Origin of the sequence: Streptomyces sp. JB150 (assembly GCF_011193355.1) — a bacterium.
Lineage (GTDB): Bacteria > Actinomycetota > Actinomycetes > Streptomycetales > Streptomycetaceae > Streptomyces.
The window spans coordinates 966,032-984,407 of record NZ_CP049780.1; the positions used below are offsets into that span (position 1 = coordinate 966,032).

The 18,376-nt window shown below is 71.3% G+C and carries 28 protein-coding genes; 12 read left to right on the plus strand and 16 right to left on the minus strand.

What is annotated here, in order from left to right:
• Positions 1-84: 84 nt before the first annotated feature.
• The 3 genes from G7Z13_RS04490 (at position 85) to G7Z13_RS04500 (ending at position 3,071) form a co-directional block, all read left to right on the plus strand.
• Positions 85-492 carry a CoA-binding protein gene (locus tag G7Z13_RS04490; RefSeq protein WP_165996240.1) on the plus strand — a complete coding sequence of 136 codons (408 nt, stop codon included), beginning with the start codon at positions 85-87 and terminating at the stop codon, positions 490-492.
• 16 nt (positions 493-508) lie between these two features.
• On the plus strand, positions 509-1,735 hold the full coding sequence (locus G7Z13_RS04495; protein WP_165996241.1) for a 4-hydroxybenzoate 3-monooxygenase: 1,227 nt from the start codon (positions 509-511) through the stop codon (positions 1,733-1,735).
• A gap of 178 nt (positions 1,736-1,913) precedes the next feature.
• Positions 1,914-3,071, plus strand: coding sequence for a cation diffusion facilitator family transporter (locus tag G7Z13_RS04500; RefSeq protein WP_165996243.1), 1,158 nt, complete (start codon positions 1,914-1,916; stop codon positions 3,069-3,071).
• Positions 3,072-3,136: 65 nt separating this feature from the next.
• Here G7Z13_RS04500 and G7Z13_RS04505 read toward each other — a convergent pair whose 3' ends face one another.
• Both G7Z13_RS04505 and G7Z13_RS04510 read right to left on the minus strand, forming a co-directional pair.
• On the minus strand, positions 3,137-3,697 hold the full coding sequence (locus G7Z13_RS04505) for a YbaK/EbsC family protein (protein WP_165996245.1): 561 nt from the start codon (positions 3,695-3,697) through the stop codon (positions 3,137-3,139).
• 43 nt (positions 3,698-3,740) lie between these two features.
• Positions 3,741-4,313 (minus strand): XRE family transcriptional regulator, encoded by a 573-nt coding sequence (locus G7Z13_RS04510; RefSeq protein ID WP_165996247.1) that lies wholly within the window; start codon positions 4,311-4,313, stop codon positions 3,741-3,743.
• 93 nt (positions 4,314-4,406) lie between these two features.
• Here G7Z13_RS04510 and G7Z13_RS04515 point away from each other — a divergent pair, with 93 nt between their 5' ends.
• Entirely contained in the window at positions 4,407-5,264 is an 858-nt protein-coding gene (locus G7Z13_RS04515; RefSeq protein ID WP_165996248.1) for a DMT family transporter, read from the plus strand.
• A gap of 40 nt (positions 5,265-5,304) precedes the next feature.
• On the opposite strand, the gene G7Z13_RS04520 is transcribed toward G7Z13_RS04515, so the two are convergent.
• Complete coding sequence (locus G7Z13_RS04520) at positions 5,305-6,105, minus strand: acyltransferase (protein ID WP_165996250.1); 801 nt, start codon at positions 6,103-6,105, stop codon at positions 5,305-5,307.
• 108 nt (positions 6,106-6,213) lie between these two features.
• Here G7Z13_RS04520 and G7Z13_RS04525 point away from each other — a divergent pair, with 108 nt between their 5' ends.
• Together G7Z13_RS04525 and G7Z13_RS04530 are read left to right on the plus strand one after the other, a co-directional pair.
• A complete protein-coding gene (locus tag G7Z13_RS04525) occupies positions 6,214-6,759 on the plus strand; it encodes a gamma carbonic anhydrase family protein (RefSeq protein WP_165996252.1) in 546 nt (181 codons plus the stop codon).
• 282 nt (positions 6,760-7,041) lie between these two features.
• Positions 7,042-7,893 (plus strand): methyltransferase domain-containing protein, encoded by an 852-nt coding sequence (locus tag G7Z13_RS04530; protein ID WP_206312999.1) that lies wholly within the window; start codon positions 7,042-7,044, stop codon positions 7,891-7,893.
• A gap of 90 nt (positions 7,894-7,983) precedes the next feature.
• On the opposite strand, the gene G7Z13_RS04535 is transcribed toward G7Z13_RS04530, so the two are convergent.
• Together G7Z13_RS04535 and G7Z13_RS04540 are read right to left on the minus strand one after the other, a co-directional pair.
• Positions 7,984-8,637 (minus strand): DedA family protein, encoded by a 654-nt coding sequence (locus G7Z13_RS04535; RefSeq protein ID WP_165996256.1) that lies wholly within the window; start codon positions 8,635-8,637, stop codon positions 7,984-7,986.
• Between the two features lie 446 nt (positions 8,638-9,083).
• Positions 9,084-9,332, minus strand: a complete 249-nt coding sequence (locus G7Z13_RS04540) for a hypothetical protein (RefSeq protein ID WP_165996258.1) — start codon at positions 9,330-9,332, stop codon at positions 9,084-9,086.
• Between the two features lie 243 nt (positions 9,333-9,575).
• Here G7Z13_RS04540 and G7Z13_RS04545 point away from each other — a divergent pair, with 243 nt between their 5' ends.
• Positions 9,576-9,824 (plus strand): helix-turn-helix transcriptional regulator, encoded by a 249-nt coding sequence (locus G7Z13_RS04545; protein WP_165996259.1) that lies wholly within the window; start codon positions 9,576-9,578, stop codon positions 9,822-9,824.
• On the opposite strand, the gene G7Z13_RS04550 is transcribed toward G7Z13_RS04545, so the two are convergent.
• Positions 9,821-10,000 carry a hypothetical protein gene (locus G7Z13_RS04550; protein WP_165996261.1) on the minus strand — a complete coding sequence of 60 codons (180 nt, stop codon included), beginning with the start codon at positions 9,998-10,000 and terminating at the stop codon, positions 9,821-9,823. The genes G7Z13_RS04545 and G7Z13_RS04550 overlap by 4 nt on opposite strands.
• A 212-nt stretch (positions 10,001-10,212) precedes the next feature.
• Here G7Z13_RS04550 and G7Z13_RS04555 point away from each other — a divergent pair, with 212 nt between their 5' ends.
• From G7Z13_RS04555 to G7Z13_RS04565, 3 genes are read left to right on the plus strand one after another with little or no spacing between them, the layout of a single operon-like run.
• Positions 10,213-10,479 (plus strand): GntR family transcriptional regulator, encoded by a 267-nt coding sequence (locus G7Z13_RS04555; protein WP_165996262.1) that lies wholly within the window; start codon positions 10,213-10,215, stop codon positions 10,477-10,479.
• 34 nt (positions 10,480-10,513) lie between these two features.
• Positions 10,514-10,690: a hypothetical protein gene (locus G7Z13_RS04560; protein ID WP_165996263.1), complete on the plus strand. Its 177-nt coding sequence runs from the start codon at positions 10,514-10,516 to the stop codon at positions 10,688-10,690.
• A gap of 9 nt (positions 10,691-10,699) precedes the next feature.
• Entirely contained in the window at positions 10,700-10,894 is a 195-nt protein-coding gene (locus tag G7Z13_RS04565; RefSeq protein WP_165996265.1) for a hypothetical protein, read from the plus strand.
• Between the two features lie 67 nt (positions 10,895-10,961).
• On the opposite strand, the gene G7Z13_RS04570 is transcribed toward G7Z13_RS04565, so the two are convergent.
• Genes G7Z13_RS04570 through G7Z13_RS04580 form a run of 3 tightly spaced genes read right to left on the minus strand, consistent with a single transcriptional unit; the run spans position 10,962 to position 11,558 of the window.
• Complete coding sequence (locus G7Z13_RS04570) at positions 10,962-11,120, minus strand: hypothetical protein (protein WP_165996267.1); 159 nt, start codon at positions 11,118-11,120, stop codon at positions 10,962-10,964.
• A 19-nt stretch (positions 11,121-11,139) separates the two neighbouring features.
• On the minus strand, positions 11,140-11,337 hold the full coding sequence (locus G7Z13_RS04575; RefSeq protein ID WP_165996269.1) for a hypothetical protein: 198 nt from the start codon (positions 11,335-11,337) through the stop codon (positions 11,140-11,142).
• Positions 11,334-11,558: a hypothetical protein gene (locus G7Z13_RS04580; protein WP_165996271.1), complete on the minus strand. Its 225-nt coding sequence runs from the start codon at positions 11,556-11,558 to the stop codon at positions 11,334-11,336. The genes G7Z13_RS04575 and G7Z13_RS04580 overlap by 4 nt, the downstream gene beginning before the upstream one ends.
• 45 nt (positions 11,559-11,603) lie before the next feature.
• On the opposite strand from G7Z13_RS04580, the gene G7Z13_RS04585 reads away from it, so the two are divergent.
• Positions 11,604-11,942 carry a DUF6233 domain-containing protein gene (locus G7Z13_RS04585; RefSeq protein ID WP_165996272.1) on the plus strand — a complete coding sequence of 113 codons (339 nt, stop codon included), beginning with the start codon at positions 11,604-11,606 and terminating at the stop codon, positions 11,940-11,942.
• On the opposite strand, the gene G7Z13_RS04590 is transcribed toward G7Z13_RS04585, so the two are convergent.
• The 3 genes from G7Z13_RS04590 to G7Z13_RS04600 all read right to left on the minus strand — a co-directional run bounded on the left by G7Z13_RS04590 (position 11,939) and on the right by G7Z13_RS04600 (position 14,334).
• A complete protein-coding gene (locus tag G7Z13_RS04590; protein WP_165996274.1) occupies positions 11,939-12,823 on the minus strand; it encodes a Ku protein in 885 nt (294 codons plus the stop codon). The two genes, G7Z13_RS04585 and G7Z13_RS04590, sit on opposite strands and share 4 nt — an antisense overlap.
• A 312-nt stretch (positions 12,824-13,135) precedes the next feature.
• Entirely contained in the window at positions 13,136-13,309 is a 174-nt protein-coding gene (locus tag G7Z13_RS04595) for a hypothetical protein (RefSeq protein ID WP_165996276.1), read from the minus strand.
• Positions 13,306-14,334 carry a tyrosine-type recombinase/integrase gene (locus tag G7Z13_RS04600; protein ID WP_165996278.1) on the minus strand — a complete coding sequence of 343 codons (1,029 nt, stop codon included), beginning with the start codon at positions 14,332-14,334 and terminating at the stop codon, positions 13,306-13,308. The genes G7Z13_RS04595 and G7Z13_RS04600 overlap by 4 nt, the downstream gene beginning before the upstream one ends.
• 1,046 nt (positions 14,335-15,380) lie before the next feature.
• On the opposite strand from G7Z13_RS04600, the gene G7Z13_RS33285 reads away from it, so the two are divergent.
• Complete coding sequence (locus G7Z13_RS33285) at positions 15,381-15,989, plus strand: hypothetical protein (RefSeq protein WP_206313000.1); 609 nt, start codon at positions 15,381-15,383, stop codon at positions 15,987-15,989.
• A gap of 216 nt (positions 15,990-16,205) precedes the next feature.
• Here the strand turns inward: G7Z13_RS33285 and G7Z13_RS04610 are convergent, their stop codons facing one another.
• The 4 genes from G7Z13_RS04610 to G7Z13_RS04625 form a co-directional block, all read right to left on the minus strand.
• On the minus strand, positions 16,206-16,535 hold the full coding sequence (locus G7Z13_RS04610) for a hypothetical protein (RefSeq protein WP_165996280.1): 330 nt from the start codon (positions 16,533-16,535) through the stop codon (positions 16,206-16,208).
• On the minus strand, positions 16,532-16,915 hold the full coding sequence (locus tag G7Z13_RS04615) for a hypothetical protein (RefSeq protein ID WP_240926114.1): 384 nt from the start codon (positions 16,913-16,915) through the stop codon (positions 16,532-16,534). The genes G7Z13_RS04610 and G7Z13_RS04615 overlap by 4 nt, the downstream gene beginning before the upstream one ends.
• A gap of 66 nt (positions 16,916-16,981) precedes the next feature.
• Positions 16,982-17,344, minus strand: a complete 363-nt coding sequence (locus tag G7Z13_RS04620; protein ID WP_165996285.1) for a hypothetical protein — start codon at positions 17,342-17,344, stop codon at positions 16,982-16,984.
• A gap of 54 nt (positions 17,345-17,398) precedes the next feature.
• Positions 17,399-18,337: an N-acetylmuramoyl-L-alanine amidase gene (locus G7Z13_RS04625; protein ID WP_165996287.1), complete on the minus strand. Its 939-nt coding sequence runs from the start codon at positions 18,335-18,337 to the stop codon at positions 17,399-17,401.
• Positions 18,338-18,376: the final 39 nt, after the last annotated feature.

Consider the following 18,376-nt stretch of genomic DNA (forward strand, 5'->3'; position numbering starts at 1 on the left):
CTTCGTCCGCCCTCGGCCGTTGTCCTGCTCGAAGCGCTTCGGGACCCGAAGCGACAGGAGAAGCCCCAAGGCCCGGGAGGCCCCGTGTACGGCGACGCAGCCACCGTTCGCAAGATCCTCACCGAGAGCGGCGACACCTGGGCCGTGGTGGGTCTGTCGAACAACGAGCGGCGCGCGGCGTACGGCGTCGCCCGCGTGCTCCAGCGCTTCGGCAAGCGCGTCGTGCCCGTCCACCCGAAGGCGGAGACGGTGCACGGGGAGCAGGGGTACGCCTCGCTCGCCGACATCCCCTTCGACGTGGACGTCGTGGACGTCTTCGTCAACAGCGACCTCGCCGGAGCCGTCGCCGACGAGGCGGTCGCGAAGGGCGCGAAGGCGGTCTGGTTCCAACTGGACGTCATCGACGAGGCGGCGTACGAGCGCACCCGCGCGGCCGGGCTCGACATGGTGATGGACCGGTGCCCCGCCATCGAGATCCCGCGGCTCGGCTGACCGCCATAATGTTCGGGTGACCAGCACCCCCCACGCCAACTTCCCGTCCCCGCAAGGCTTTCCGGTCGTCATCGTCGGCGCCGGGCCCGCCGGGCTCACCCTCGGCAACATCCTGCGGGCCGCCTCGGTGGACTGCGTGGTGCTGGAGGCGGAGAGCAGGGAGTTCATCGAGCGGCGGCCACGGGCCGGGGTGCTGGAGGAGTGGGCGGTACGCGGCCTGGAGCGGCACGGCCTGGCGGGCAACCTGCTGGCGCGGGCCCAGCGGCACACCCGGTGCGAGTTCCGCGTCGGCGGCCGGCGCCACCGGCTGCCGTACACCGAGCTGACGGGTCATCACCACTTCGTCTATCCCCAGCCGTTGCTGGTGACGGACCTGGTGCGGGAGTACGCGGACGTGCGCGGCGGCGACATCCGGTTCGGGGTGCGGGACGTACGGCTGCACGACCTGGACACCGACCGTCCGTCGGTGTCGTACCTGTGCCCGGAGAGCGGCGAACGGCAGCTGATCCGCTGCGCCTTCGTCGCGGGGTGCGACGGGGCGCGCGGCGTGACGCGCGCCGCGCTGCCCCCGCACGCGGCCCGGACCGCCCGGCACGACTACGGCGTGGGCTGGCTGGCCCTGCTCGCCGAGGCGCCGCCCTCCTCGGACTGCGTGGTGTTCGGCGTCCACCCCCACGGGTTCGCCGGGCACATGGCGCGCAGCCCCGAGGTCACCCGCTACTACCTGCAGTGCCCGCCCGGCGACGACCCGGCGAACTGGCCGCACGAGCGGGTCTGGGCCGAGCTGCGGTTGCGGCTCGGCGCGGCGGACGCCCCGCCGCTGACCGAGGGACGGCTGATCGAGAAGCGGGTGCTGGACATGCACAACTACGTCGTGGAGCCCATGACGTACGGCCGTCTGTTCCTGGCCGGGGACGCGGCGCATCTGACCGCGCCGATCGCCGCCAAGGGCATGAACCTCGCCCTGCACGACGCGTTCCTGCTCGGCGACGCGCTCGTCGCGCACCTGACCCGCGGCGACAGCGAAGGACTGGCCGGGTACTCGGCGGCCTGCCTGGAGCGCGTCTGGGACTGCCAGGAGTTCTCGCAGTGGCTGTCCGAGGTGTACCACGGCACGGCCTCGGGCGACCCCTACCGCGCGGGGACCACGCTCGCCCGGCTGCGCCGTCTTTCCGACTCCCCGCGCGCGGCGACCGCGTTCGCGGAGCAGTACCTGGGCATCACGCCGCACACCTCCCGATGACCGGGCGCCCGCGGGGTCCGGAGCATCCCGCGCGGTCGTGCCCCCCGCACACGGCCCGGCGCGGGATGCGCTGCTGCGCAGTCCGCGCAGGTGACAGGTGCATGCGTGCGCTCTCGCGCACATAATGGCGGAGGGTGCCGCGCACCCGCCCTCCGCCGCGCACCGGAAGGAGCACCCCGTGAGCGACCACCCCCACGACAGCGGCCACGACCACGACCACCGTCACGACCGCCCTCACCCACACCCGCACGGCCACGAGCACCCTCACCGCCACTCCCACCCCGACGACCGCCCTCACGGCGTCCGTCGCGTCCGCCACCGCCTCGCCCACCTCCTCACCCCCCACTCCCACGACAGCGCCGGCAAAGTGGACTCCGCCCTGGAGTCCTCCGCCCGCGGCATCCGCGCCCTCTGGGTCTCCCTGGCGGTCCTCGGCGTGACGGCGCTGGCGCAGGCCGTCGTGGTGGCGCTGTCGGGGTCGGTGGCGCTGCTCGGCGACACGGTGCACAACGCCGCGGACGCGCTGACCGCCGTACCGCTCGGCATCGCCTTCGTGCTCGGCCGGCGCGCGGCCACCCGGCGCTTCACCTACGGCTACGGCCGCGCCGAGGATCTGGCCGGCATCGTGATCGTGCTGACCATCGCCGCGTCCGCCGCGTTCGCCGGGTGGACGGCGGTCGAGCGGCTCCTCGATCCGCGTCCGGTGACGCACGTCCCGGCGGTGGCGGTGGCCGCGCTCGTGGGGTGCGTGGGGAACGAGTGGGTGGCCCGGTACCGGATCCGCGTGGGACGCGAGATCGGCTCGGCCGCGCTGGTCGCCGACGGCCTGCACGCCCGCACCGACGGCTTCACCTCGCTGGCCGTGCTGCTGGGCGCGGGCGGCTCGGCGCTCGGCCTGCACCTGGCCGATCCGCTCGTCGGACTGGCGATCACCGCGGCGATCGTCGCGGTGCTGCGGGACGCGGCGCGCGAGGTGGTGCGGCGGGTGATGGACGCCGTCGACCCGGCGCTGGTGGACCGCGCCGAGCGGGCACTCGGCACGGTGCCGGGCGTGCGCGGGGTGGGCGAGCTGCGACTGCGCTGGATCGGGCACCGGCTGCGGGCCGAGGTGGCGGTGGTCGTGGACGGCGAGGCGACGGTCCGCGAGGCGCACGCGATCGCGGTGGACGCCGAACACGCCCTGCTGCACGCCGTACCGCGGCTCACCGCCGCCCTGGTGCACGCCGATCCGGCACCGGCGCCGGGCGAGGCGGACCCGCACCTGGCGCTGGCCCACCACGCACCGCACCGGCACGCGCAGCCCCCCGGCACGCGGCTCGACCACGCGCGGACCTGAGCCGCGGCGCCGCACACCGCACGCCGCGCACCGCTAGCCGTGCGCCGCGAGCCGTGCGCCGTGCGTCAGACGGGCAGGCCCAGCCCGTCCAGCACGTCGGCGCCCGGCAGCTCGGCGAACGCCTTGCCGGGCACGAGGAGTTTGCCGCGCCGCCGTCCGCTGCCGACCAGGACGTACGGCAGGTCGACGACCGCGGAGTCCACCAGGACCGGCCAGTCGGCGGGCAGTCCGATCGGCGTGATGCCGCCGTACTCCATGCCGGTCTCCCCGGTGGCCGTGTCCATGGACGCGAAGGAGGCCTTGCGGGCGCCGAGCCGGCGGCGGACCACGCCGTTGACGTCGACCCGCGTGGTGGACAGCACCACACAGGCGGCGAGGGTGCTCTCGCCTCCGCGCTTCCCGGCGACGACCACGCAGTTCGCGGACTGCTCCAGCAGCTCCCGGCCGTAGTGCTCCACGAAGACGGCGGTGTCGGCCCAGCGCTGGTCGGTGTCGACGTAGAGGATCTGCTCGGCGGGGACGGCCCCGGTCCACCGGCGTACGGCGTCGGCGACCGGGCGGGTCAGTTCGTCGAGGCAGTCGGGGGCGGGGGTGGCCTGGTCGAAGTCTCCGATGGGTGCGCGCATGGCCGCACGGTAACAGCCGTACGGCGGCGGGAGTCCGGGCGTCTCAGCCGACGGGCGGGACCGAGACGGCGAGCACCATCTCCATCGGGACGTCGCCGTCGTTGCCGTAGGTGTGCGGGGCGGAGGCCTCGAAGGAGGCGCTGGCGCCGGCCGGGACGCGGTACTCGGTCCCGTCGACGGTGAGGGTGAGTTCCCCGGCCGTGACGTGGACGAGTTCGACGGTACCCGCGGGGTGCGGGTCGGAGGAGCTGGACTCCCCCGGCATCAGCCGCCAGTCCCACAGCTCCAGCGGGCCGGGGGCCTCGGCGCCGGCGAGCAGCCGGTTGTAGCTGCCCGCCTCGGTGTGCCACATCCGGACGGCCTGGTCAGCGGGGACGACCCGGACCTTGGGCCCCTGCTCGTAGTCGAGCAGCGTGGTGATGCTGACGCCGAGCGCGTCGCCGATCTTGACGACGGTGCCGAGGCTGGGGTTGGTGCGGGCCTGTTCGATCTGGATGAGCATGCCGCGGCTGACTCCGGCCCGCGCGGCGAGCGTGTCCAGGGTGAAGCCCCGCTCGGCGCGCCAGCGCTTGACGTTGCGGGCCAGGGACTGGGTCAGCAGGTCGAGGTCCGACACATTCCGTCCAATATTTTGGATGACAGAGTTCAGTTCACTGAACTACGGTGGGGTGTACTCGATCGTTCACCGAACTGTACTGCGAGGCGACCCGTGACAGCACTCTTCGCCCTGGCCACCAGCCTCCTGTGGGGCCTGGCCGACTTCGGCGGCGGCCTGCTGACCCGGCGCACGCCCGCGCTCACGGTCGTCGTGGTCTCGCAGTCCGTCGCCGTCGTCGTGCTCGGCGCGCTCGTGGTCGCCACCGGCGGCTGGAGCGAGGCCGGACCGCGGCTGTGGTTCGCCGTCGGCGCCGGCCTGGTGGGCCCGGTGGCGATGCTCGCCTTCTACAAGGCGCTCGCCCTCGGACCCATGGGCGTGGTCTCGCCGCTCGGCTCGCTGGGCGTGGCCGTGCCCGTGGGGGTGGGTCTCGTCCTGGGCGAGCGGCCGGGACTGCTCCAGCTCGCCGGGATCGCGGTGGCCGTGGCCGGGGTGGTGCTCGCGGGCGGGCCGCAGTTCCGCGGCGCCCCGGTGCAGCGGCAGGCCGTGCTGCTGACCCTGCTGGCGGCGTTCGGGTTCGGCGCGGTCATGGCGCTGATCGCCGAGGCGTCGACCACGGTGACCGGGCTGTTCCTCGCGCTGTTCGTCCAGCGGGTCACCAATGTCGTGGCCGGTGGCGCCGCCCTGTGGGTCTCGGTGCGGCGCGGCTCCCCCGCCCTTCCGGCGGACGGCTTCCCGTGGCGCGCGCTGCCCGCGCTCGCCTTCGTCGGGCTCGCCGACGTCGCGGCCAACGGCACGTACGCGCTCGCCGCCCGGCACGGGCCCGTCACGGTCGCCGCCGTGCTCGCCTCCCTCTACCCGGTCGTGACCGCCCTGGCCGCGCGCGGCTTCCTCGGCGAACGGCTCCGCGCGGTGCAGGCCGCGGGCGCCGCACTGGCCCTCGCCGGTTCCCTGCTGCTGGCCACCGGGTGACGGCCGGCCACGGGCTCGCCGCCGGCGGCCACCGCGCGGGTCAGGACTCCGCGTCGACCGCGTCGACCGTGCCGGTCACGTCCGCGTCGTCCAGCTCCGCCAGCCGGGCCACCGCCTCCTCGTCCAGCCCCGCCAGCGTCAGCAGCTGATCGGAGGTCACGCCGTCCGGTATCGGCACCGGCGCCGGGGTGCGCAGCGGCGGTTGCCAGCCCTCCGCGGGCGTCCAGCGCCGTACGACCCGGGCGGGCGCCCCCGCGACCACGGCGTGGTCGGGCACCGTGCCCCGCACCACCGCGCCGGCCGCGACCACGACGTTCCGCCCGATCCGCGCGCCCGGCAGGATCACCGCGCCGGTGCCGATCCAGCAGCCGGGGCCGATCTCCACCGGCTCCATGCGCGGCCACTGCTTGCCGATCGGCTGGTGCGGGTCGTCGTAGGAGTGGTTGGTGGACGTGACGTAGACGTACGGGCCGAAGTAGCAGTCGCTGCCGATGGTGACCGTCGTGTCCGCGATGACGTGGCTGCCGCGGCCGAGGACGACGCCGTCGCCGATGCGCAGGATCGGCTCCGGGCCGAGGTCGAGGTCCGGCATCAGACCGGCGGTCAGGGTGACCTGCTCGCCGACGATGCAGTACGCGCCGAGGTGGATCCAGGGTTCGCCGAAGACCGTGCCGAGCGGGAACGCCAGCCGGGTGCCGGTGCCGATGGCGCCGAAGCGGAACCGGCCGGGCTGTTCGGCGGTGACCGAGCCGGCGCGCTGCACCCACGCCCAGCCCGCGTGGACCACGCGCTGCGCCAGGCGGCGGCGCCGGGACGAAGACGTGTTCTTGGGCTTCGGCACCCGCTCACGGTACTCACGGCGGGGGTGCCGTACGGGGCCGGAGCCCTGTGATCTTCACCCTACCGGGTGGCGTACGGTGCGGGGGTACTCGACGACGAGGAGGCGACGATGACGCACCAGGCGCTGATCAGGGCGATCGGGGGCAGACAACCGGCAGTCCACCCGGAGGCCTTCGTGGCGCCGGGGGCCACGGTGATCGGGGACGTGACGCTGGGTGCGGGCGCGAGCGTCTGGTACGGGGCGGTGCTGCGCGGCGACGTCGAGCGGATCGCGGTGGGCGCGAACAGCAACGTCCAAGACAATTGCACGCTGCATGCCGACCCCGGTTCTCCCGTCACCGTCGGCGAACGCGTCTCCATCGGGCACAACGCCGTCGTGCACGGCGCGACGGTGGAGGACGACTGCCTGATCGGGATGGGCGCGACCGTGCTGAACGGCGCGGTGATCGGGGCCGGTTCGCTGGTCGCGGCGCAGGCGCTGGTGCCGCAGGGGATGCGGGTGCCCCCGGGCTCGCTCGTCGCGGGCGTACCCGCCAAGGTCAGGCGGGAGCTGACCGAGGAGGAGCGCGAGGGCATCACGCTGAACGGCGCGATGTACGCGGAGCTGGCCAAGGCGCACGGCGAGGCGCACACCGAGGGGGACACCGGGGGCTGAGCCTGTCTCCCCGCTCTTGGGCGGAGGCACGAAGGCAACTCCGGGCGGGGGCATGAAGGGCTTCGCCGTGCTCGTAGACTGATGACGTTGCATTCATGAGCACCCCGCACTGCTGCTTCCTGTGACCGGAAGGCGCTGAGGGCGATGCCGGACGGCGTCGCCCTCCTTGGTGTGCCTGTCGCGTGCATGCACGTCCCGATGCTGCCCGTTCCTTCCTGAGGCAGTGACACTCTGCTCGCGCAGGCACGATCCCTTCCCTTCGCCCCTTGCCAGGAGTGTCTCGTGCCCGTGTCGCTTCCCCCTGCCCTCGATCTGTCCCTCGACCTGCTGCGGTGCCCGGCCTGCCGTACGCGCCGCCTCCACGCCGGCCACGGTGCACTGCGTTGCCCGGTGGGCCATGCCTTCGACATCGCCCGCCACGGCTATGCGAGCCTGCTGACGGGCACCCGCGCCACCAGCGGCGACGACGCAGCCATGGTCCGGGCTCGGGACCGGTTCCTGTCGACCGGCACCTACGCGCCCGTTCGCGACATCGCGGCCCGCCTGGCGGCCGACGCCGTGTGTGAGCAGGGCACGGTGGTGGACGTGGGGTGCGGCACGGGCTACTACCTGGCCGGCGTCCTCGATCAGCTGCCTGGCGCCCGTGGTCTGGGGCTGGACACATCGGTGCGCGCACTGCGCTCGGCCGCCCGTGTCCACGACCGAGCCGCCGCGGTGGCCTGGGACGTCTTCCGTCCCTTCCCACTGGCCGACGCGGCGGCCGACGTCGTGCTGGACGTGTTCGCGCCACGCAACCCGGCCGAGTTCCACCGCGTACTGCGCCCGACCGGCCGGCTGATCGTCGTACGGCCCACCGGGCGGCACCTGGCCGAGCTGCGTGGCCAGGTGCCCGCGATGGTCACGGTCGACCCGGCCAAGGAAGAACGCCTGCACCAGGCGCTCGACCCCTACTTCGAGGTCGTCGTCACAGAACGGGTGGAGTACTGCGCGTCCTTGACCAGGCCGGAAGCCCTGGACCTGGTGGCGATGACGCCGAGTGCACGCCACGTGAGCCGTGCGGACCTGCACGACGGCGGCGTCGTGCCCACCCGGGTCACCGTCTCCGTGCTGGCCACCGCCTACCGGCCTCGGTGACCGAGGGGTTCACCTGCCGGTACCGCACAGGTGGCCGGCCGACGGAACCTGGGACACGGTTCCGTCGGCCGCCCGGGGGCGTCGTCGGGCTCAGTCGGCCGCGGTCGGCACCGGCTCGGCCGGCTGCTGCGGCGCCGCGGCCGTCGCCTTCTTCGCCTTGCGCTTGAGCATCAGCATCGAGGTGAGGCCGACGCACACGGCCAGCACCAGGCCGACCCAGGAGAACCGCTTGAGCCAGGCCTCGGCGACCACGCCGACGTAGTAGATGACCGCGGTGGTGCCGCCGGCCCAGAGGATGCCGCCGAGGACGTTGGCGATCGCGAACTTCCAGTACGGCATGCGCAGGACGCCGGCGAGCGGGCCCGCGAAGATGCGCAGCAGGGCGACGAACCGGCCGAAGAAGACGGCCCACATGCCCCACTTCTCGAACGAGCGCTCGGCGGTCGCGACGTGCCCCTCGCTGAAGTGCCGGGGGAACTTCCGGCCGAGCCAGGCCAGCAGCGGGCGTCCGCCCTTGCGGCCGATGGCGTAGCCGATGGAGTCGCCGATGATCGCGCCCGCGGTGGCGCAGACGCCGAGGATCACCGGGTCGATGTCGCCGTGCTGGGAGGCGAGCAGGGCCGAGGAGACGAGGATGATCTCGCCCGGCAGCGGGATGCCCAGGCTCTCCAGACCGATGACCACTCCCACCAGCGCGTAGATGCTGACCGCGGGTACGGTCTCGAGCCATTCCTGGACGTGCACCGCAGCTTCCCTCCCGTCGCGTGGACCGGCATGCGCCCGGGCGGGCGCACGCCGGTGAAGCCTACCGGGTCACGGTGACAGCGCCGCGTCCCACAGGCACCGTGGCCGTGCTCGTTCCTCGTACGGCCGTGCCCTTCGTGGTGCCGCCCCCTGGCGCCTTGAAAGGTGCCTGCGACGTGGCCTCGTGGGCGGGGTGCCTCAGCTGTTGGGGCGCAGGGTCCAGACGACCGTCATCTCGGTCGTGACGGCGCGCGGCCTGCACCCTTCCCTCGGGTGGCCTGCCTTAGGTCGCTGACGTGCTGAGATGTGGTGAGACGAGATGAGGCGAGTGCATACGAAGGGAGATAGCTCACACTCCCTCACCACTCCCTGACGGGCTCGCGCTCCCTGGCTGCCCCCTGAAAAATCCCCGCGCAGATCCGCTCCAGCCAGGGAGAACGACCCACTCAAGCCCTCTGCTCACCACACTCGCCGACGTGCCCGGGTTCGTACTCGCTCCCCGCGCGGGCGGCCTTCTCGCGCCTTATGCCCTCCATGGCGATGAGGCAGTCTTCGCAGGCGCGGATCTCGTGAGAGCCGTCGTCGCGGGGGTGGAGGGTCTTGATGGGGGTGGTGCGGGTGACACCCTTCTCAGGATGACGGAAGCAGACCCCTGGACTCCACGTGTACAGGTCGAGGATCTGCTGTCGCTGCATGGTGGATCTCCTGATGATGTTGGCTGGCTAGGTGTGCATGGGGGGCGCACTGGCGGGATTCCCGCTGGCTGATTGCGGACACCTGCTCAATCGCGGTTCACCCGATCAGGTGAACATGTGTTCGATCTCTGGACAGTACATCGAGCCCTGCGGCATATGCCAGATCGCCGCAAGGCTGGCACGTCATGCGAAGCGACAGTTTAGGTACTGACACATGATCGACTTGCCTCAACGGTTTGTCGAGTGCCAGCCCGCCGACATCCCCGCCCCGACTGGGTCCGCTCCGAGCAACTCGCCCTCGGCGACCGCATCGCTGAACGCCGCCGAGCCGCCGGCCTGTCACAGGACCAGTTAGCCGCCCTAATGGGGGTGGAGCGGCGCACCGTCCAGCGGTACGAGCGAGCTGTCAGCGACCCGCGGTACGCGGATCTCCTGCTGATCGCCCAAGCGCTGGACGTTCACCCCGCCGACCTTCTCCCGCCGCGCGACTAATCGCACCCGCTGACCTTGTGCGCGGCCCGGTCCAGCCGCTGGCGCCAGGCACGGTACAGCTGCTCTCCGGTGCTGCACCGCTGGTCGATGTCGCGGCAAGCCCAGCAGCGGGTGGCGTGGTGGGTGTAGCGGGCGTAAGCCTCCTGCGGTGGGGCGAGCCGACTGGCAGCTGCCACGGTCGGCCCACTTTCGGCTGGGGGTGTGGCGTCTCTACTCTCGTCCACGTCGACGCACCGCCTTGTGCTCGTCGGCCATGCCCCCGGGCCGTGTCCGCGGTCGCGGGGGTCCTGCAATTGCAGGCTACGCCGACTTGTATCGCCCTGTCTCGCTACGTGTCGACACGTAGCTCCTGATGCTGACCTGTACGGGCCTGCCTAGCGTCGAGCTCATGGCCATGGATCCAGACGCTGAGATCGACCACGAGGGCCCGGTCACCCCGTACCGGCAGCTCGCCGAGATCCTGCGGGCGCGGATTGCGCGCGGGGACTGGGCGGAGGGCCGGCCGATCGCGTCGGAGACGCGGCTGGTGCAGGAGTACGGGCTGGCCCGGACGACGGTGCGGCGGGCGATCGCCGTGCTGGTCGAGGAGGGCGTGGTGTGGACGGTGCAGGGCCGCGGCACCTACGTTGGTCAGCCGCCCGCCGGGAATCCGTAGCCCGCTGTCAGACCCGGCGGCTACGCTGATCGCCATGCCCACCACTCCCCCGCCTGTCGGCGTGCGGCCTGCTGAGGCCGTGAACGCGGAGATTCGTGCGCTGCTGGAGCGGACGCGCCGGCGGCTGTCGGATGTGGAGCGCGGCGAGTACGAGGAGCTGCTGCGGGAGTACGCGGCGGCGATGCGCGGCGGGGTGGCTGCGGCGGCGTAGGATCCGGCCGTGGCAATCGAACTCCCTGACGACCTGATCGCACTGGAGACCCGTGCCTGGGCGGAAATCCAGGCTGGGCAGCTGACCGTCGACACCGCGGCGGCTGTGCATGAGGCCGTGACCGCGCTCGCCGGGGAGACCGGGCTGTCGCGGTACGACGTTGAGATGGAGCTGAAGAGGGCCGTCCGGCACGCGGAGGGCTGACAGCAGTCCGCCCCAGTGCATCACGCCGGGGCGGGACCAGCAGCAGCACACCCGGCTTGTCTCGGGTCTACTGGATCTCTTCACTGTACGGCCCGCCACTGACAACGCCGAGACGCCGCGAGGACAGCACGTAGGTGCCCCCAGGCCCTGGGTCGGCGAAGTCCGCGTCCACATCCTCGAAGCCGCCCTCGTCTTCTGCTGTCGCGGGTTCTTCCTCATGGATCATGCGGGAAGCATGGCAGAGTTCACGGCTCTGGAGGCCACGTCGTCAACACCGCTCCGGTCTCCTCGTCGACGAGGGTGACGCGGGCGCCGGGCTGGCTGTACTGGCCGATGAGGCTCGCGGTCTGGCGGCGGGCGGTCGGCTCGTCATCCCACCAGCCGTGCAGAGTGGGGCGGCCGGCGAGCAGCAGGGTGACGTGGTAGCGGCCGGGGCCGGTCACAGCAGCCGGATCCCGCGCGACCGGCGCGGCTCGCGCGCGATCGCGCCTTTCGTCTCCAGCTCGACGAGCTGGTAGTGGACGGAGGCCCGGCTGGTCATGCCGACATGGTCGCCGATCTCGGCGACGGTGGGGGCCTCGCCGCGCTCGGTGATCTGTTCGCGGATGTAGCGGAGGATGCGCTCCTGGGTGTCGGTGAGGTAGTCGACGCGGTGCCTTGCCATATCTCGATGGGAGCATGTGTTCGATTTTTGGTGCAAGCTGAGGGGGTGGACGACCTGCCGCCTGACCTGCCGCGCCTCCGCACGCTGGAGACGTGGCTCGTCTACACCCTCGACCGGGTGCGGCGGCAGATCGCGGACGCCGAGCGGCGGGAGGCGGAGCGGCAGCGCGGCCTCACTGCCCGGCCGGCGCCGCCCGACTGGCTGCTGGAGCTGGGCCTGAACCGCGACGCGCCGCCCGTGCAGGTGCACGTCGGTGGCTGCTGGAACGCCGGGAAGCGCACCTGCGGTATCGGCCGGGACGACGCGCTGCGCGCTCTCGCCGACGGGGTGAAGGCGTGCAGCGCCTGCCGGCCTGACTCGGAGCTGGGGTTCCTCGACGGCTAGGCGCTTCGGGGCCGCTTCGCCGTCTTCTTTGCCGCGGTCTTCTTGGCGGGCTGCTTCTTCGTCGTCTTCTTCGGCAGCTCGTGGACCTCGGCGTCCTCGCCTCGGGACGCCTTTGCCTTGCTGACGGACTCCTGGAGGGCGGCCATGAGGTCGACGATCTGCGCCGGCTGCTCCGGCTCCGGAATGGCCGGCGGTTCGCGGTGTTCCCGCTTGGCCTCGATGATCTGGGCGATGGCCTCGGTGTACCGGTCGCGGAACTCGTCGCCCTCCAGCTCGTCGACGGTGAGGCTGTCCATCAGCTGCAGGGCGGCGTCGACCTCGTCGTCGCCCACCTCGACCGCCGGAGGTAGCAGCTCGGCGGGGTCGCGGATCTCGTCGGGCCAGCGCATCGAGTGCAGCACCAGGACGTCGTCCTTCACACGGAGCAGCCCGAGACGCTCCCGCCCGGACCAGGCGTATTTGGCGACGGCGACCTTGGAGGAGCGGCCGAGGGCCTGGACGAGGAGCTTGTACGGCTTGGCGGCGACCTGTTCTTTCGGCTGGAGGTAGTAGCCCTCGCCGATGCGGATCGGGTCGATCGATTCCAGCGGCACGAAGGCCTCGATCTCGATCGCGCGGGCGGTGGGCAGGGGAAGGTTGCTGAGGTCTTCGTCCGTGATCGGGATGACCTGGGTCTTGGTGAGCTCGTAGCCCTTGCCGATCTCGGACTGGTGGACCTCGCGGTCCTCCAGCTCGCACACCTTCTTGTAGCGGACGCGGCCCAAGTCCTCGAGGTGGTACTGGTGGAACTGGATGCTGTGGTTCTCGGTGGCGCTGACCACGTTGATCGGCACGGTGACCAGGCCGAACGAGATGGCGCCGGACCAGATGGTGCGGGGCATGAGGTGACCTCCAGTGCCTGCCCCGAGCAGGGTCCAGCCTATGGCGGGCACGCGGCTGGCGCAGCCCGTCCGGCTCAGGGCAGCCGCGGGCCTCCCGTGGGGAGCCGGGAGGCGCGGCGGGCCCCGCCGTCCGCAGCAGACGGCAGGGCCCAGCGAGGGGGATCACCGGGGGTCAGGGTGATCCCGTGCGCACCACAATGCATCACATCCAGCCACGGCGGTAGATATCGGCCACGGGTTTCTCACGGCACGCAGAAGGCCCGCCGAGACGGGCGATGCTCGACGGGCCAGGGTCAGTGTGACACGAGGTGGTCAGGCTTCGCGGTGAAGCGGGGACTCTCCGCAGCTCGGGTTGGTGCAGATGACCTCGTCTTCCTGGGTGGCCGGGGCTGTGTGGGTGCGGAGACTGAAGGTGTTGCAGCCGGCGCACCGGTGCGCCGGGCCGGGCCTGGTGGTCTTGAGGAACTTGCTGAGTGACGTGGTCATAGGCCGATGTCCTCCGATGCTGCGTCGGTCCACTTGTCGGCTTCGCGGATGTAGCCCCAGAAGGCGGGGCTGTTCTCGGCGTGGCCGGACTGTTCCCGGATCTTCTCCTCCCGCTTGCCTGCGCGTCGAGAGGTGGTGATGAATCCGGCCCGCATCGAGTGGCCGGTGAGGCGGACGGAGAGTCCGGCGCGTTCGGCGTTGCGGGCGATGATCTCGCGCACGGCTTCCGGGGAGAGGGCTCGATCACCGAGGCGGCCGTGGACGGTGATGGGCAGGAAGGCAGGCCCCGAGCTGATGCCGGCGGCGGCGCGCCAGGTGAGCCAGGCGCGGACGGGGCAGGTGTCGGGGTTCTTTCCGTAGTGGACGACGACGTCCCGGGGCGGTCGGCCCTTCACGGCGGGGACGTGGACCTCCAGGCCCTGGCTGACGTGGACGATGGTGTCGGCTCGGAGGGTGGCGACTTCGGCGGAGCGTCCGGCGATGGCGAAGGCCATGAGCCAGAGGGCGCGGTCGCGGAGTCCGGTGAGTCCGCCGGCGACGGCGGCGTTCATCTGGCGGAGCTGCTCGGGGGTGGCGGCGGCGGCCTTGCCTCGTCCGCGCGCTTGCCGTTCGGGGTCGTTCTTCAGCGGCTTGAGTGCCTGCCGGGCGGCGACGGTGGCGGCCTTGGGCACCTCTACCCCGTGCTCGTTCCGCGCCGTTACGGTGACGCCGGTGATGCGGCGGTCGATGGAGTTCGGCGCGGCGAGCTTGATGGTGTCGAGCCAGACGACGAACCCGACGAGCGTGCCCTTGGTGACGGCGGTCAGCGGCAACGCCTGCCTGGTCCGTTCGGCGAGCCAGTCGTGGAACTCCTCCCAGAGTGCCCAGTCGTTGGCGTACCCGCGCTTGGTGTTGTGGGGGCGGATGGCGTCGAGGTGCTTCTCGGCTGCCTCTTCCATGGCGTGCAGGACGGCGAGCGTCGCAGCGTCGTATGCGGCGGGGGTGGCGTCCGGGTGGCGCGGTGCAGGGAAATGAGCCTCAGTCAACGCTTCGTTCCTGTCCGTCGCGCAAGCATGCGGGCCTTGATCTGATCCTGGGTCGGCGGCTCCCACTTGTGCCAGCCGACCGGCGGCTTCCAGCGCTGGGCATGCTCCCTCTGGTCCACGCTGCACCAGCGGCACGCCGACGGGGGCGCGACGGTCATGAGCGGCTGTCCTCTCGCTCCTGCGGCCACGACCACCCTTTCGGCGAGCGGTGCTTGCCGTTGTGACCTATCGGGAGGAGGCAGATATCTGGCGGGTATGGGTCGCCGACCAAGTGGGCGGGGCCGCCGATGTGTTCGCAAGCCGTCTCGCCGGGCGACGCGAAGGGGGCGAAGTGTTCGATGTGAGCGAGGACCGCCCAGTCGTCGCGCAGGCAGTCATGGTCCGGGCAGCCGCCGCAGAAGTCGCATCGGCGTGGTCCGCAGGGGCGGAGGCAGGGGACTGGAGGCATGTCTAATTGTACCGTTTTTCCGCCCGCGATATGGCATGTTATCGAGGGCGAAGTGCTCGAACCCGTCTTGAAGCGACGCCGTTGGGTCGAGTGCGTTCAACCTTGGCCAACCGGCTTAGCGGGCGACTAAGGAGCCCTACCTTGACGGCATGACAGACACCACTGAACGACTCATCCCCACCGGCATGTGCTTCTGTGGATGCGGGGCCAGCGTCGGACTTGGATCTTTCTTCGCCCGCGGCCACGACAAGACGGCAGAAGCAGCGCTCCTCGCCGTTCGCTACGGCAGCTCCGTGGCTCAGCTCCTGCAACATCACGGCTTCGGCCCTGGGAAGTCGGTCCTCGACGCTGCAGTCGACAAAGGCGGTTGGGTCGTCTGCGAGACCTGCGAGTACGCGGGAGCGCCTGCTAGTGTCCGCGCCCACCGCCGCAAGTACCATTGATCACGATCACACGCCCCGCTCCCCTGCTTTGGCAGGGGAGCGGGGCGTCGTCGTCACGGCTCGGTGACGGACGGGAACCTGTAGGGCCCATGTGGTCTACGGTGTTTTGACGTTCAACCTTGGGGGGAATGATGCGCGTTCGCGCTACTGCGGCTGTGGCCGCGATGCTCCTGGCCGCTCTCACTGCATGCGGAGGCGGCGGCAGCGACGGCTCGTCGGCCTCGAAGACGAAGACGCCGGCCAGCCAGCAGGAGAAGGTCGACTGCACGAGCCAGACACTCGACCAGGCCGAGTGGATGGAGCACTGCGCCGACGAGGCCAGCCCCGACAGCGATACCGGGGCAAAGTCGACAGGCCTGCAGTTCGGCGAGTCGTACACCTGGCCCGACGGGCTGAAGGTCACCGTCGTCGACGCGAAGGTGTTCACCGACTTCAACAAGGACCTTCTGGAGTCGCCGGAGCCCGGCAGTACCGACTTCCGGGTGACGCTGAAGCTGGAGAACGGCAGCAAGGAGCCGGTCGCCCTGGACGATCTGTCGCTCATCGTGGAGGGTGCCACGAACGGCGGAGAATCGGCGTTCACGATGTTCGAGAACGGGTCTCAGCCGCTTGAAGGACGACTGGCGCCGGGCGTGACCGCCACGAAGAACGCCGACCACGTGCTAAAGACGGAGTACGGCAAGAAGATCGTGGTGACGGTGCAGCGGAGCAGCGAGAACTTCGACCTGGACTTCCCGGAGTTCACAGGCGAGATCACCGGCTGAGCGCACGACGAAGCGCCCCGCTCCCCTGCCGAAGCAGGAGAGCGGGGCGCTGCGTTCACGCGGGTTCGTCGTCGGGCGGCCGATCGGGCTCCAGGACCGGCGGGATGGACGGCGCGGGTACGGGCGGCGGTTCCTCCCACCCGAGCTGGACGAGGGAGCGAATGTCGGCCGCCGTGTCGTCGTGTCGCGGCTGCAGAGGGATCGGGTCGGGCACGGTCACACTCCAGTCCGGTAGTAGTCCTCCACGTCCTCAGGTGGCGGCTGCGGCGTGCCACCCAGTCCCGTCACCTGGTCCCGCAGGACGAGGGCCCACCGGCTGATGGACCACAGCACGCCGCGGGTGCGGGTCTGCTCCTGCCGGAGCTCCGTGCACTCTTTCTCCAGCCGCTCCACCGACGCCTGTAGGACGCTCAGGTCGACTTGCTTTGCCGCGGGCCCAGCATTGATCCGCGCCGCTGTCCGTGTCCCCCGGTAAGTCAGCACCGCCATCGTGATCACTCCGGTGACGCTGATGAGCGCACCGACGATCCCCCAGACTCCGCTCATCCGGGTCTCCCCTCAGCCTCCAGGCCGAGGGTCGCGGGTGATCCGGCGCTAGGAGGGACTCTTGATGCGCACCAGATCACCCCACAGTGCGATGTGATGTACCAGACGAACAGCCATAGGCCGCGGGTGTAGCCGTCCATGAGTCCCGCCCAGGCGTAGGCGAATGCCCACCCGGCCGGCGGGATGGAAGCCGCGACGAAGCCCATCCCGTCCCAGCCGAAGCGCAGCCAGGCGCAGCAGAAAGTGATACTGCCGCAGACGATCCACGCCCACGCCCAGCAGCGCAGGGGCGCGAAGTACAGCAGCAGCTCGAGGCCGCCGGTCGTTGTGGGCGGGGTGACGATGAAGCTGGCGCCGAAGCACACCTTGCCGATGCCCATGAAGAGGAGGAACGGGCCGCGGGTGCCGAGATGCCCACTGAACCAGCTGGGCGCCCGGCGCAGCATTCAGACCGCCCGGGGCGGCTCAGCCGTAGCCGGCGAGGACGGGCGAGCCGGGGAGACCTGGCCGCGGGTCAGCAGGCCGAGCGCCGCGAGGACAACGGCGTTCAGAGCGCCCACCTTCTCCGCCGAGAGTTCCAACCCGTAGGCAGCGAGGAGCGCGGCGACCGCTGCGACGAGGCCGGTGAACGCGGACGGCGCGATGGGCCGGGTCACGGCGGCCGTGGCCGCAGCAAAGACGGCGGAGATGACGGCGACGATCGCGCCGGCCTGCTCGGCGGACAGGCCGAACTGGAACGTGACGAGCAGCGACAGGCCCGCCGAGACGGCGGCGATGATGAGCGCGGGCTCACGGCCGAAAGGACGCATCGGTGTTCTCGTTTCTGCTGGTAGGGCATCACTTTGCGGGCATCCGCAAAGTGATCAGGGGGTGACGTCGAAGCCGTACTTGTCGCCGAGGCGTTCGAGGCTCACACGGCCGGGGATACCGTCGGCGTCGCTGCCGCGGTAGCCGAGCTTGCGCTGCCACTTGGCGTAGGCGTCGATCGTGGAGGTGCCGAAGTGGCCGTCGCTGTACCGCTTCGCAAGCAGTCCGGCGTCGACCAGGGCGGCCTCGACCGTGCGGACGCCGCTGTACGTGACCGGCGTGCCCTTGGCGGCCGGGTTGGACTTGGCTGCAGCGACCAGCCGGGACAGGTCGACGACCGGCTTGACCGGCTTGGGCAGCGGCTTGGGCGCCGGGGGCTTCGGCGTGGACGGGGTCGCGCCGGCGAGCCGGGCGGCGACGCGGTTGAGGATGTCGTCCCAGTCCATGCCCGGGCCGCGCGGGTCGATCTTGCCAGGCTGCCAGTCGAGGTGCCGGATCGCAGAGCGGGCCGTCCAGCCGTACCGTCGGCAGATCGCCGTGATGGCGCGGACTATGGCCTCGATCTGCTCGGGCGGCCAGGGGTCCTTGCCGTCGCCCATGTTCTCGCACTCGAAGCCGTAGAAGTGCCGGTTGCCATCGACGGTGGCCTCGTTGTCGGCGGGCGGGGCCTTCTCTGCGATGACCGCGGCGAGGACGTCCGGGTCGCCGAGGCCGGCGTGGTTGGCGCGGCCGTAGCCGACGAGGTGGACGCGGCCGTCCTTGGTGATGACGCCGTTGCACAGCGGGCCGGGCAGGCTGCTGTGGCCCTTGCGGCACAGCTCGACGGTGGTGGCGCTGCCGCGGGTGACGGTGTGGTGGACCATGATGCCGTTGACGGGGCCCCACGGTCCCTTGCTGTTGCGGTTGTGGGTCTCCCAGTTGCCGACCTCGACGACGTCGAGGCCCTCGTCGCGCAGGCAGTCGAGGAAGTCGGCAGCGGACATGGGTGTGGCCAAGGCGGGCCCCCTTCTGAAGACGCCCTCGGGGGCGCGGGC